Source organism: Kineococcus auxinigenes, from assembly GCF_050871525.1.
Classification (GTDB): domain Bacteria; phylum Actinomycetota; class Actinomycetes; order Actinomycetales; family Kineococcaceae; genus Kineococcus.
The window spans coordinates 1-13,327 of record NZ_JBKBCT010000096.1; the positions used below are offsets into that span (position 1 = coordinate 1).

Annotated in this window: 14 protein-coding genes; 13 read left to right on the forward strand and 1 reads right to left on the reverse strand. The window is 71.9% G+C overall.

From position 1 onward, the window contains the following. The first annotated feature begins 78 nt into the window (after positions 1–78). From ACRYR9_RS18185 to aroB, 11 genes are all read left to right on the forward strand, one after another. Positions 79–1,368, forward strand: coding sequence for a prepilin-type N-terminal cleavage/methylation domain-containing protein (locus tag ACRYR9_RS18185; protein ID WP_432498579.1), 1,290 nt, complete (start codon positions 79–81; stop codon positions 1,366–1,368). Next, on the forward strand, positions 1,365–2,120 hold the full coding sequence (locus ACRYR9_RS18190) for a PulJ/GspJ family protein (protein ID WP_432498582.1): 756 nt from the start codon (positions 1,365–1,367) through the stop codon (positions 2,118–2,120). The genes ACRYR9_RS18185 and ACRYR9_RS18190 overlap by 4 nt, the downstream gene beginning before the upstream one ends. 14 nt (positions 2,121–2,134) lie before the next feature. Beyond that, positions 2,135–3,904, forward strand: a complete 1,770-nt coding sequence (locus tag ACRYR9_RS18195) for a hypothetical protein (RefSeq protein ID WP_432498585.1) — start codon at positions 2,135–2,137, stop codon at positions 3,902–3,904. Between the two features lie 12 nt (positions 3,905–3,916). Further along, entirely contained in the window at positions 3,917–4,702 is a 786-nt protein-coding gene (locus ACRYR9_RS18200) for a prepilin peptidase (RefSeq protein ID WP_432498588.1), read from the forward strand. A 147-nt stretch (positions 4,703–4,849) separates the two neighbouring features. Beyond that, a complete protein-coding gene (gene pilM / locus ACRYR9_RS18205) occupies positions 4,850–5,896 on the forward strand; it encodes a type IV pilus assembly protein PilM (protein ID WP_432498591.1) in 1,047 nt (348 codons plus the stop codon). After that, positions 5,893–6,540: a PilN domain-containing protein gene (locus tag ACRYR9_RS18210; RefSeq protein WP_432498594.1), complete on the forward strand. Its 648-nt coding sequence runs from the start codon at positions 5,893–5,895 to the stop codon at positions 6,538–6,540. Before pilM ends, ACRYR9_RS18210 begins: the two co-directional genes overlap by 4 nt. 28 nt (positions 6,541–6,568) lie before the next feature. Next, entirely contained in the window at positions 6,569–7,270 is a 702-nt protein-coding gene (gene pilO, locus ACRYR9_RS18215; RefSeq protein ID WP_432498596.1) for a type 4a pilus biogenesis protein PilO, read from the forward strand. Further along, positions 7,270–8,358 (forward strand): hypothetical protein, encoded by a 1,089-nt coding sequence (locus ACRYR9_RS18220; RefSeq protein ID WP_432498599.1) that lies wholly within the window; start codon positions 7,270–7,272, stop codon positions 8,356–8,358. Before pilO ends, ACRYR9_RS18220 begins: the two co-directional genes overlap by 1 nt. Next, a complete protein-coding gene (locus ACRYR9_RS18225) occupies positions 8,342–9,772 on the forward strand; it encodes a cell wall-binding repeat-containing protein (RefSeq protein ID WP_432498602.1) in 1,431 nt (476 codons plus the stop codon). The genes ACRYR9_RS18220 and ACRYR9_RS18225 overlap by 17 nt, the downstream gene beginning before the upstream one ends. Positions 9,773–9,882: 110 nt before the next feature. Continuing rightward, positions 9,883–10,410, forward strand: coding sequence for a shikimate kinase (locus ACRYR9_RS18230; RefSeq protein ID WP_432498604.1), 528 nt, complete (start codon positions 9,883–9,885; stop codon positions 10,408–10,410). Beyond that, a complete protein-coding gene (aroB, locus tag ACRYR9_RS18235; protein WP_432498606.1) occupies positions 10,407–11,498 on the forward strand; it encodes a 3-dehydroquinate synthase in 1,092 nt (363 codons plus the stop codon). The genes ACRYR9_RS18230 and aroB overlap by 4 nt, the downstream gene beginning before the upstream one ends. Before the next feature lie 3 nt (positions 11,499–11,501). Here aroB and ACRYR9_RS18240 read toward each other — a convergent pair whose 3' ends face one another. Beyond that, the gene (locus tag ACRYR9_RS18240; RefSeq protein WP_432498608.1) at positions 11,502–12,050 is read right to left on the reverse strand and encodes a type IV pilin protein; all 549 of its coding nucleotides are present in this window, start codon (positions 12,048–12,050) and stop codon (positions 11,502–11,504) included. Positions 12,051–12,245: 195 nt separating this feature from the next. Between ACRYR9_RS18240 and efp the strand changes: the two genes are divergently transcribed. Then, positions 12,246–12,806, forward strand: a complete 561-nt coding sequence (efp, locus tag ACRYR9_RS18245) for an elongation factor P (protein ID WP_432498611.1) — start codon at positions 12,246–12,248, stop codon at positions 12,804–12,806. 1 nt (position 12,807) lies between these two features. Then, entirely contained in the window at positions 12,808–13,218 is a 411-nt protein-coding gene (nusB, locus tag ACRYR9_RS18250) for a transcription antitermination factor NusB (RefSeq protein ID WP_432498614.1), read from the forward strand. Positions 13,219–13,327 lie beyond the last annotated feature (109 nt).

A 13,327-nucleotide genomic window follows, 5' to 3' on the forward strand; every position in this document is an offset into this window, starting at 1 on the left:
AAGTGGGTGGCTCTGCAAGGCGGAGCCACCCACTTCTAGGTCTAACCGCAACGAACCACGAGCCGGCCAGGAGAACTGATGGAGAACGCACGTTCCCGAGCGGACGAGGGCTTCAGTCTGATCGAGGTCGTGGTCTCCATGCTGATCTTCGCGATCATGTCCACCGCGGTCGCCGGCCTGCTCGTCAAGACGATGAAGACCACCGCGCAGGGCAGTCAGCGGCAGGTCGCCGCGAACCTCGCGGACAGCCAGAAGGAGTACCTCCTGGGCCTGCCGTGGGCGCAGGTCGCCTCCTCCACGGTTCAGCGGACCGTCAACGGTGCCGCTTACACCGTTCAGACCGCCGTGAACTTCGTGCCCGACAACTCCGGCAACGCCTGCACGGCGACCAGTGGATCGACGCTGAACGCCAAGGCCATCAACGTCACGGTCACCTGGCCCGCGATGGGTTCGGTCACCCCGGTGCGCACCGACACGGTGCGGCCGATCCCCATGGCGGAGAGCGGCAACACCAAGGGGGCTGTCGCCTGGCAGCTGACCGACGCCAGCGGCACGGGACTGCGCGGCGTCACCGCCGTCCTCACGAACACGTCCGGTGCCACTGTCGGTACGGCGACGTCGGACACCAACGGCTGCGTGCTCTTCTCGGACCTGGAAGCCGGGGGCTACGGTCTCACCGTCGACCAGGCCGGTTACGTCGGCGTCAACAACCTGCAGCTCCTCACCACCTCGGTCACCGTCGCACTCGGCAAGCTCGCCGTCGCCCCCGCTGCGCGGTACTCGCCCATCGGGACCGTGCAGCTGAGCCTCCCCGTCACCGACCCCCAGTACCTGGTGCCCGCCGGTCTCGGCGCGGTGCTTTCGCCCGTCGACGGGCTGGGCAGCCCGCAGGCCCGCCCCGCGTGCGCCGTCGGGTCCGAGCCGCGGACCACCTCCTGCCTCGCGTCGAACGGCACCGCCTCCCGCCTCTACCCGAAGGCCTACACCGCCTACGCCGGCATCTGCCAGGAGGCTGCCGGAGGCACCTCGGTGACACCCGTCGTCGGCGGTGCCGTGCCCACGACCACCGTGCCGCTCGGTCACGCGCGGCTCAAGGTCGCGCCCGGCACCACCGGCTCCGTCGCGGGGGCCGTGACGGGCAGCGCCGTCAAGATCGAGGCGCTCCACGCCTCCAGCGCCTCGTGCTCGTCCCAGACGGTCCTGCTGGCCGCCGCTGTCGTCCCCACGAGCACCGCCGAGGTGCGCTACGCGCTGCCGGTGGGCACGTGGACCATCCGGGTCACCAACTCCCTGGGCAACGCGAAGGACACTGCGCTCGCCGTCACCACCACGGTGCCCAGCACCGCCACCACCCTGGAGATGCCGTGATCGGCCTGGTGCGCAGCTGGCGCGAACGCCGCGACAGCGGGATCCGCGACGGCGGGATCCGCGACGGCGGCCTCACGCTCGCCGAGACGGTCGTGAGCATGGGCGTCGGCTCCATGCTCCTCGCCGGCGTCACAGCGCTGACCGTTGCGCAGATCCGCACCATCGATGCCGCGGAGAAGCGGTCCACGACCGCGCAGCAGACCGCCAACGCGCTGGACCTCATCAGCAAGCAGGTCCGGACGGCCACCGTCCCGGCCGCTGGGACCGGAGCCTTCATCACCGCGTCCGGCGAAGCCGTCGGCTTCTACGCGAACCTGTACTCCCTCGGGGGCGCCACCACCGATGCCGCCAAGCGTGCCGCCTACACGCCTCAGGAGGTGTGGGTCTGGACACGGAGCATCGGCGGCAAGCGGCAGCTGTGCAACCAGGTCCGTCCGCTCACCCGCGACAGGACGCAGGCTCTCGTCTTCCCCAGCACCAGCCTGGCCGTTGAGAGCAATCGCACCTGTCACGTCCTCGTGGCCGACCTCGCACCTGCCGACGGCACCCCGACCTTCACGTACCTGGCTGCGGCCGACCCGCTGGGCACCTCGGGCACGTCCACGTCATCCATCGCGATGAGCGGTGGGGTGGTGGCGGACACCAGTGACGTGGAAGCGGTCCAGGTGCGAGTGCGGGCACTCGCCGGGACAGCTCGGGACACGCAGACCGTGACCAGCGCAGTCCGCATCACCTTGATCAACAAGCTCTGAGGGAAGGCACCGCGATGCGCATCCTCCGCCGGGACGACGAGGGCTTCACCATGCTCGCCGTCCTCGCCAGTGCCATGCTCGTCATGGCCCTCGTGCTCGTCGGAATCGGGTACGCCACCGTGTCCGTGCAACGTTCCCGCACCTCTCAGGACACCCGTGGTGCCCTCGCCGCCGCCCAGGCCGGCGTCCAGGACTACCTGTCGCGGTTGAACAACTGCGAGACGTACTACCTCGCGACCAACACCTGCACGAACGTCAACTCCGCAGCGCTCACCACGCCCGCCGGTGCGGTGGTGCCCGGCACCACCGGCGCGACTCAAGCGCGGTACACCCAGCGGGTCATCAGCACCCCGCTGACCACTGGTGGAACCGGAGGGGTCCGCCTGGAGGTGACCGGCAGCGTCAACGGTGAGAGCCGCACCTTGACCGTGGACCTCACCCGCGGAGGGTTCCTGGAGTACCTGTACTACACCGACTACGAGACGTTCAGCCCGTCGAACACGCGGAAGCTCTTCCTCGACGAGCCGGTGATCGACCTGCGTGACAGCCGCTACAACAGCTCGTACTCCTACACGTTCACGGGTTCCGGTACCGCTCGGCAGTTCACGCTCCACCGCTGGAAGGTCTACACGCTCAAGGCGCCGACCGTCGACCAGGTTGCGCGCGGGTGCGAGCGGTACCGCTACGGAACAGCCACCAAGGGAGCCCGGGACACCTTCCCGCGCACGGTCTCCGTGGACGGTAACGACTACGAGATCTGGCCCAAGTCCTCCGAGAACACCCCGTTCGACATCGGCAACTTCACCTGCCTGACGATCAGCTTCAGCGGCAACGACACCTTCGACGGCCCGGTCCACTCCAACGATGCGCTGCGGCTCAGCGGTCCGGTGACCTTCAAGAAGAACGTCACCACCTCCTGGTCGACCACCGGGAAGACGTGGTACGGCGACTCCGACCCCTCCTCGACGTCCAAGAAGCCCTTGTACCACGACCCGCTGAAGATGCCTGAGACCGCGACGCAGCAGGCCGACCTGGCGGCCGCCAACGGCTGCGTCTACACCGGCCCCACCTCCATCAGGTTCCTGAGCAACGGCAGGATCGAAGTCGTCAGCCCCAACTCGGTGGCGAGCCAGCTCAATGCCGGCTGCACGACGGGGACCGGGACGTCGACCATCTCCACGGCTCAAACGGTCAACGGCCCCGCCAACGGCATCATCTACGTCAGGTCCACCACGACGCAGAACAACTGCATCAACCAGTTCCAGCGAGTCACCGGTGACGTCACGGACTACGACAACAACAACTGCCGAGCCGGTGATGCCTTCGTCCAGGGGGACGTCTCCGGTCAGATGACGGTCACCGCCGAGCACGACGTCGTCGTGACGGGGGACGTGCGCTACGCCGGTGGACTGAGCGGTACCGATGTGCTGGGACTCATCGGCCAGAACAACGTCGTGGTGTGGAACCCGGTGCGGCAGTCGAACGGCGGCTTCGCGAACATCAACGCGAGCGCGAACCGCCGCATCGACGCAGCCATCGCCTCCGTGTCCAACAGCTTCACCGTGTTCAACTACGACAAGGGCTCCAGGATCGGCACGCTCAACATCAACGGTGTCATCATCCAGAAGTACCGAGGCCCCGTCGCCACGGGCTCCGGTTCGGTGACCTCCACCGGTTACGCCAAGGACTACCGCTACGACTCGCGCCTGTCGAGCCTCCCGCCGCCGAGCTTCATCGCCCCTGTGAACGACCCGTGGTCCGTCGGCACCCTCACCGAGCAGTGAACGGAGGCTGACGTGCTGGAGATCGCTGCGGCCCTCCTGGGACTGCTCGTAGGGTCGTTCCTCAACGTCGTCGTCCACCGGGTGCCGCGCGGAGAGTCCGTCGTGCACCCGGCCAGCCGGTGCCCCGGATGTGGACACGCGGTGCGCCGGCGCGACAACGTGCCCGTGCTCTCGTGGCTGCTGCTGCGCGGGCGGTGCCGCGACTGCCGACTGCCCGTCTCGGCGCGCTACCCCCTCGTCGAGGCGGGGACCGCTGTGCTCTTCGCCGCCGTCGCCCACCTGGTCGGGCCGGCGTGGGCGCTGCCCGCGTACCTGTACCTCGCGGCGATCGCGGTGGCGCTGGCGCTCATCGACCTCGACGTCCACCGCCTGCCCGACGCCATCGTCCTGCCCTCCTACCCCGTCGTGGCCGGCCTGCTGCTGCTGGCCAGCGCGCTGAACGGCGACTGGGCCGCGGCGCTGCGGGCGGCCGTCGGCGCCGTCGCCGTGTTCGGGCTCTACGTGGTGCTGTTCGTCGCAAAACCCGGCGGTATGGGACTCGGCGACGTCAAGCTCGCCGGGGTCCTGGGCATGCTCCTCGGCTGGTGGGGCTGGGACGCCCTCGTCGTCGGCACCTTCCTCGCCTTCCTGCTGGGCGGGGTGGTCGCCCTGCCCCTCGTGCTGTCCGGTCGCGCCGGCCGCCGCAGCCGCATCCCCTTCGGGCCCTACATGCTCGCCGGTGCGCTGCTGGCGTTGCTGGTGGCTGAGCCCGCCACCGACTGGTACCTCGGCGTGATCGGACTGCGGCCCTCCGCGTGAAGCCACTCGGGTGACATCGCGCCTGCAGCGTCCGGTGCTGCTCAAGGTGCCGCAGATGGCGTCCGATCACACTCTCGACCACTCACTGATCGCTTCGGGAGCACCCCGGACGACGAGCCGCAGGGCTCACCACTCGAAGGAGGCGACGTGCCCGGACGAACCGCCATCGGTCTCGACATCGGGACGTCGGGCGTGCGCGCGGCCGAACTGTCCTACGGCCGAGACGGCATCACGCTCGAGAAGTTCGGCCAGGTGGCCCTGCCCGAGGGCGCCGTGCGGGACGGTGAGGTCATCGAGCGCGGCATCGTCGTCGACGCCCTCAAGGCGCTGTGGAAGGGCAGTGGCCTGAAGGGCAAGCACGTCGCCCTCGGGGTGGCGAACCAGCGTGTCGTCGTCCGTCAGATCGACCTGCCCTGGATGTCACCCGCCGAGCTGAAGAACTCCTTGGCGCTGCAGGTGCAGGACTACCTGCCCATGCCGGTGGCCGACTGCGTCCTGGACTTCCACGTCACCGAGGAGGTCCGCGACGGAGCCGGCCGCACGCTGCGCGGGCTGCTCGTCGCAGCACCGCGGGAGATGGTCATGGCCAACGTGGCCGCCGTCCAGGCCGCCGGTCTGCGGGTCACCTCCGTAGACCTCACCTCCTTCGCCGTCCTGCGCAGCGTGGGCAGACCGCACTCCGAGGTGGCCACCGAGGCGCTGCTGGACATCGGTGCTCGCGTCTCCAACCTGGTGATCCACTCCGCCGGCCAGCCGCGGTTCGTCCGCGTCCTGATGATGGGTGGGCAGGACGTCACCGACGCCGTCGCCGAGCGCATCGGTGTTCCCGCGTTCGCAGCCGAGGCGATCAAACGGGGTCAGGTCGATGGCCTGTCCGACGACGAGGTGCAGCTGGCGCGCAGCGCGGTGGACCTCATGCTCGAGGTGTTCGTCGACGAGATCCGCGGATCCCTCGACTACTACGGCACCGCCAACCCCGCCTTCCCCGTGGAGCGCATCCTGGTCTCCGGCGGAGGCTCCATCCTGGAAGGCATCAGCGAGCGCCTGTCCGCGGTGACCCGCCGCCCCGTCCTGGCCGGGGACCCGGTCTCCGGCTGCCGGCTGGGCCGCACCGGTCTCGACGAGCACCAGCTCACCACCGTCCAGCCCCTCGCGGCCGTGCCGATCGGCCTCGCACTCGGAGTCGTCTCATGAGCTTCCAGACCCTCGAGGCGGTCGCGTCCCGCACCGCGGTCGTCCGCGTCAACCTGCTGCCCGGCGAGTTCGCCGAGGCCCGCAAGGCCAAGCAGCTGCGCTTGGCACTCGCCGGCTCCCTCGTGGTGGTGCTCGGCGCCTGCGCCGGCGCCTACGGCATCACCGCGGGACACGTCGCGGCCGCGGACGAGGCCCTGGCTGCGGAGCAGGCCAGGACGCCGGCGCTGCTGGCGGAGCAGGAGCCCTACGCCGAGGTCCCGACCGTGCTGAAGCAGGTCGAGGACGCCGTGCAGGTGCGCGAAGCGGTCGCGCAGGGCGACATCCCCTGGTACAGCTACCTCGACCAGCTCGCGGCCGTCGCGCCCACCGAGCTGTCCTTCACGTCGCTGAACCTGCAGCTGACGACGACTGCGGACGCCGGTGCCTCGGCGGACCCGCTGCAGGCCGCCGGGGTGGCCCGCATCGCCGTGGTCGGCGAGACGAAGACTCAGGGCAAGGTGGCCGACTGGCTCGACGCCGTCGCCGGGGTGCCCGGTGTCGCCGACCCGCGCCTGAGCAGCTCCACCCTGGACCCCTCCACGGGCGTGGTGACCTTCAACGCCGACATGACCCTGACCGCCGACGCACTGCTCGGCGAGCAGTGAGCCGCGGGACGACAGGAGCTCCGACGACATGAACGGTTCCAAGAACACCGTGTGGGCGGCCGGTACGGGCGGCATCGCGCTGGTGATGCTGGCGGCCACCTACTTCGGGCTGGTCGCCCCCCAGCGTGAAGCAGCCGCCGAGGTCCGCGAGCAGACCGCCGGGGTGGTGCAGAGCAACCTCGCCATCGAGCAGAAGACCGAGCTGCTCGCCGCGCAGTTCGCCACGCTGGACGAGCAGAAGGCGCGGTTGGCAGAGGTGCGGGCCACCCTGCCCGGCGAAGCGCAGGTGCCGACGCTCCTGCGCCAGTTGGAAGGCTACGCGGCTTCCGCCGGCGTCACGTTGACGGCCGTGACGCCGTCCGCGGCCAGTGCGTACGCCACGGACACCGCTGCGACGACCGACACCAGCGGCCTCGTGCAGATCCCGCTCGCCGTGACCGCGACCGGTGGCTTCGGCCAGTCGGAGCTGTTCGTCAAGAACCTCCAGGCGGACATGGCCCGCTTCTTCCTCGTGGAGGACGTCTCAGTCACCGCGGGAGGCCAGAGCGCGTCCAGCGGAGACGTCACGACGACCCTCACCGGCCGCATCTTCGTCCTCGGCGACGCGACGACGAGCACCGCCACCGCCGAGCCGGTCACCACCGGGTCCACCGCGACCGGCACCGCCGACGCGACCACCACCCCCGCCACCGCGGCGGCCGACAGCTCGACGACTGCGAGTGTGAACTGATGAACGGGCAGTTCCCGTCCTTCGGGCAGCCGAGCGCGCCCGACCCCGAGACCCCCGTGGCCGAGCTCCAGGAGCCGCACGACCGCGAGCCCGGTGACGGGCGGGCCCTCAAGAGCCTGCTCGCCGGTGCCGCCGCTGTGGCCGTCCTCGGTGGCGGCGCGCTGGGTTTCATCTGGCTGAGCAGCACGCCCGGCGGGGAGACCGCCGATGCCGCGCTCGGCGGTGCACGCTCCACGCCCAGCGTGACCGTCCCCGGTGGCGCGGACCGTGCTGCCGTGGCGTTCGCGGCCAACGGCCGTGACGTCTTCGCCCCCACCGTCGCGCCCACCGCTGAGGGCGCCGTCGCCGACGCGAGCACCAGCGCCTCGTCCACCTCGGGCAGCGGTTCTGCGACCTCCGCCTCCTCCGTCGCCACCTCCCGCACCACGGCGGGTGCCGGGACCACGACGATCACCACGACCGGAGGGGGGACCGGCGGCAAGACGGGCTCGCCGACCGGGACGAGCACCGCCCCGAGCGCGACGCCGACGGACACCCGCTCCACCGCACCCGGCTGGACGGTGCCGCAAGTGTCCTTCGTGACGGGCACGGACGACTTCGGCACCTTCCGCATCGCCGGCGAGGACGTGCGCATCGCCACGGGCGACCTCGTCTACCCGCTCGGCATCCGCTACGGCGGGTTGGCCCCCTCCGACGAGGCGACCACCCCCACCCCCTCGGAGACGTCCGACGACTCCGTGCCCGCGGTGAAGGCCGTGTTCACCGCCGAGAACGACGCCCAGACCGGGTGGGTCATCACCTCCGACCCGGAGGGGAAGGTGCTGCTGCCCGACGCCGTCGTGGGCCACCCGCAGGGGCGCGTCCGCGCCTACGGCGTCCTGGCCGACCGGTTCTGGATCCGCGTCGACCGCCAGCAGGGGGTCCTGCACTCCGAGGGCGAGGCCGTCGCGGGTACCGGCCTGACGTTCCTGGGGACCGACCCCGACGACGACTCGCTCCCTGCCGCCGGTGTCTACTTCCAGGACGGTTCCGGCATCGTCTACTTCGGCAAGTTCGGTGGAGGTGAGTCCGATGGCGTGGCGTTCTGAGAACCCGGTCGCCCGCCGGCGCACCGCCGCGGTCGCGGCCCTCGTGGGCCTGGCGACCGTGGCGACGGCGATGTCCGCGGCTGCGGCCCCGACCCCGGTCACGGCGCACCGCTCGTACGGCGCGGACCGCTACGCGACCGCCGCGACCCTGGAGGACCCCGCCCGCGACATCGCGTACGTCGTCACGGGCGCCGGGTTCGCCGACGGCGTGACCGCCGGCGCACTGGCGGGGCACTACGGCGCGAACATCTTCCTCACCCCGCGCGAGCAGCTCACCGACGACGTGCGCGCCGTCATCGGCTACTACCGCAAGGTCGTCGTCGTGGGCAGCGAATCGGCCGTCGGCCCGGACGTGATGACGTGGTTGCGGCAGAACACCCGCGCGGAACTCTCCCGCGTGGGCGGTGTCGACCGCTACGAGACGGCCGCGAAGCTGTCCGCCGCGTCGTTCGACCCAGGGGTGGCGGACGTCGTCATCGCCACGGGGACCGACTACGCCGACGCTCTGGCGGGTTCCGCCGCGGCGGCCTCGGTCGACTCGCCGGTGCTCGTGGTGGAACCCGGTCGCGTCCCGGACAGCGTGCGCGCCGAACTGGACCGCCTGAACCCCGGCCGGATCACGGTGCTGGGTGGTGAGCGGTCGGTCAGCGCCCAGGTCGCCGCCGACCTGGCGCAGTACACCGCGGGCGAGGTTCGCCGGGTCGCCGGTGGGGACCGCTACGAGACGGCGGTCGCCGTCAGCGAGTCGTACTTCCCCGCCGGGGCGCCGTGGGTGGAACTGGCCAGCGGCTCGTCCTGGCCCGACGCCATCGCCGCCGGCGCCTCGGCGGGACGGCGCGAGTCGCCGGTCCTGCTGACGCCCCAGTACTGCCTGCCGCAGGGGGTGAACCTGGAGATCGAGCGCCTCGCACCTGAGCAGCTCATGGCCGTGGGCGGTAACGGCTCGTACTCCGAGGTCGCGGCCAAGCGCACCTCGTGCGGCGCCGGCGAGAAGAAGTACCTGGACGAGTTCGCCCAGCCGGCGGGCAACGCCTCGTACGTGCAGTCGCACGCCACGCTCGACGGGGTGTTCTACCCGCGCTCGGCGGCCTTCTCCACGTACGTCCCCACGAGCACCACGGACATCCGCAACGCGGAGTACCGGGTGTGGGCGATCGGCTCGGGGTACTCCCGGTTCACCGCGGTCGCCGGCGTGGCCGACGGCGTCACCTCGGGCCTGACCGCCCACGTCGAGGTCTTCGGCGACGAGCGGCTGCTCGGCAGCTACGACGTGGCCGAGGGACAGCCGGCGAGCATCGACGTCGACGTGCGCGGGGTGGACAACCTCAAGCTCGTCACGACCGCCTCCGGTCGCACCCAGAGCGGCGAAGAGGTGGACAACATCGTCTACTTCGGCGACTCCGCGGTCCGCTGACCGCACCCCGCTCGCGCGCAGGGCCCGCACCCCCACCGGGTGCGGGCCCTGCGCGCGTCCGGGCAGCACCTAGGATCAGCGCGCACCGTCCCCGGCACCAGGAGCCCCACGTGATCGTCCTCGTCGGCTTCATGGGCGCGGGCAAGACGACCGTGGGCCGCCTGCTCGCCGCCCACCTGGCGCTGCCCTTCACCGACACCGACCACGTCGTCGAGCAGCGCGAGGGCCGCCCGATCCCGGCGACCTTCACCGCCCTGGGCGAGGAGGGCTTCCGCGACCTGGAGGAGCGGGCCGTCGCCGACGTCCTGGCCGGCCCCGAGGCGGTCGTCTCCCTCGGCGGCGGCGCCTGCGGGCGCGAGGCCACCCGGCGCAGGTTGCGCGCGCACACCGTCGTGCACCTGCGCGTCAGCCTGGAGCAGACCCGCGCCCGCACCGCCGGCGACGCGAACCGGCCGGTCCTGCAGCGCCCCGACCTGCCCGCCCTGCACGCCGCCCGTCAGCTGCTGTACGACGAGGTCGCTACCGTCGCGGTGCCGACGGACGGGCGGACGGCCGAGGAGGTCGCCCGCGACGTCCTGGCGCTGATCGAGCAGCACGCCGAGCAGCACCGCACCGCGCCAGACCCGGAGGACCGATGACCGAGCCCACCCAGCCGACCAGGATCACCGTCCAGGGTGACGCCCCCTACGACGTCCTGGTGGGCCGCGGCCTGCTGGGCGAGCTGCGCGGCCTGCTCGGCGAGAAGGTCGCCAAGGTCCTCGTGGTGCACCCGCGGGCGCTGCGCGCCACCGGTGAGGCGGTGCGCGACGACCTGACCGCCCAGGGCCTCGAGGCCGTCCTGGCGGAGGTGCCCGACGGCGAGGAGGCCAAGAGCGCCCAGGTCGCGGCGTTCTGCTGGACGGTGCTGGGCCAGTCCGGCTTCACCCGCTCCGACGCCGTCGTCGGTGTCGGCGGGGGAGCGGTCACCGACCTGGCCGGGTTCGTGGCCGCGACCTGGCTGCGCGGGGTGCGGGTGGTGCACCTGCCCACGACGCTGCTGGCCATGGTGGACGCCGCCGTGGGCGGCAAGACCGGCATCAACACCGCCGAGGGCAAGAACCTCGTCGGCTCCTTCCACCCGCCGGCCGGGGTGCTGTGCGACCTGGACGCCCTGGACACGCTGCCCGCCCACGACCTCCGCGCCGGCATGGCCGAGGTCGTCAAGTGCGGCTTCATCGCCGACGAGCGCATCCTGGAGCTGGTCGAGGCCGACGTGGCCACGGCCACCGACCCGCGCTCGCCGGTGCTGGCGGAGCTGGTCGAGCGCGCGATCCGGGTCAAGGCGCGCGTGGTCGGCCAGGACCTCAAGGAGTCCGACCTGCGGGAGATCCTCAACTACGGGCACACCTTCGCCCACGCCGTGGAGCTCGTGGAGCGCTACGAGTGGCGCCACGGCGCCGCGGTCAGCGTGGGCCTGGTGTACGTCGCGGAGCTGGCCCGCATGGCCGGCCGGCTCTCCGACGCCGACGCCGAGCGGCACCGCGCGGTGCTCAGCTCCCTGGGGCTGCCCGTCACCTACCGGGGGGACCGCTGGCCCCAGCTGCTGGAGGCCATGAAGCGCGACAAGAAGTCCCGCGGGGCGCTGCTGCGCTTCGTCGTCCTGGACGGCATCGGCCGGCCCTCCCGGCTGGAGGGGCCGGACCCGGCGATGCTGCAGGCCGCGTACGCGCAGATCAGCAGGGACTGACGCTCAGGCGCAGGGGGTCGTGGACGGCGCCGCCGACGCCGAGGACACGTACCAGACGCTGCCGCGGCCCTCGGCGTCGCGCCCGCCCAGGCAGTACCCGCCGGCGTCGGCGAACAGGACGGCCACGTCGCTGGCCGGCTCCGCCACGCCCAGGGCGGCCGGGTCCGGCGCGTAGGTGCCGTGGGCGTTCCAGAAGGCCTCCTGCGCCCCGGCCACCGCACGCAGGTCCGCCTGCACCCGCTCGTCGGCGGCCTGCGCGCGCTCGTGCAGGAAGACGGGGATCGCCACCGAGGCCACCACCCCCGCGGTGGACAGCGCCCCCAGCGCGCACCCCAGGCCGATGAGGACCTTGCCCCAGGCGGGCACGGGTGTGCGGCCGGGCAGCGGAGCCGCGGACCCGGGAGCCGGGGGCGACGGGGCGCCGAACGCGCGGGTGCCCGCCGGGCCGGGCGCGCCACCGCGCAGCGGCGTGGCGTAGAAGTCGGCGTTCGGGTCGGCAGGGCCGGAGCGCGCGCTGAAGCGCGGGTCGCCACCGGGGGAGGACGCGGTCACGGGGAGTCCTTCGGCACGCCGGGCACCCGACCCCAGCCGGCTCACCCGAGCGGGCCGCACCCGTCCGTGGGGAGTGCGGCCGAGACGCGCGCCCGGAGCGGGGAGCGCGCCCGCCTCGGTACGATGGCGTTCCCACCCCCGCGCCCGGTCCCGGTCCGCGGGACGCACGGACGACGAGACGGACTGAGAGACGACGTGGCATCGACGAACGACCTGAAGAACGGCACCGTGCTGAACCTCGACGGCAACCTCTGGTCGGTGGTCGAGTTCCAGCACGTCAAGCCCGGCAAGGGCGGCGCCTTCGTGCGGACGAAGCTGAAGAACGTCCTGTCCGGCAAGGTCGTCGACCGCACCTTCAACGCCGGCAGCAAGGTCGACACCGCCACCGTGGACAAGCGGGACATGCAGTACCTGTACCGCGACGGCGAGGACTTCGTGTTCATGGACTCCTCGACCTACGACCAGATCATGGTCCCCCCCGCCACGGTGGGCGACGCGGCGAACTACATGCTGGAGAGCCAGGAGGTGATCGTCGCCACCCACGAGGGCACCCCGCTGTACGTGGAGCTGCCCACCTCCGTGGTGCTGGAGATCACCTACACCGAACCGGGTCTGCAGGGCGACCGCTCCACCGGCGGCACCAAGCCCGCCACCGTGGAGACCGGTGCGGAGATCCAGGTCCCGCTGTTCCTGGAGCAGGGCACCAAGGTCAAGGTCGACACCCGCACCGGGGACTACCTCGGCCGCGTGAACTGACGTGGCGGCCCGCCGCAAGGCCCGCCGGCGTGCGCTGGAGGTCCTCTTCGAGGCCGACCAGCGCCGCCTGGACCCCCTGGCCGTGCTCAAGGACAAGATCCTGCGGGCGGACCCGCCGGTGGGGGAGTACGCCGTCACGCTCGTCGAGGGCGTGGTCGGCGAGCTGGCCCGCATCGACGAGGTGCTCTCCACCTACTCGATGGGCTGGACGGTCGACCGGATGCCGGCGGTGGACCGCGCCGTGCTGCGCATCGGGGTGTGGGAGGTCCTGCACGCCGCCGACGTGCCCGACCACGTCGCCATCAGCGAGGCCGTGGAGATCAGCCAGGAGCTGTCCACCGACGAGTCGCCGAAGTTCGTCAACGGCCTCCTCGCGCGCATCGCGGAGCTGAAGGAGACCCTCACCGCCTGAGCGGTCCCGCCGCCGGCGCACCCCGAACGGGGTGCGCCGACGTTCGCGGGCCCCGGAACGACCCGCTGGTGCACGCACGACGGCCCGGTCACCCCTCGCGGGGTGACCG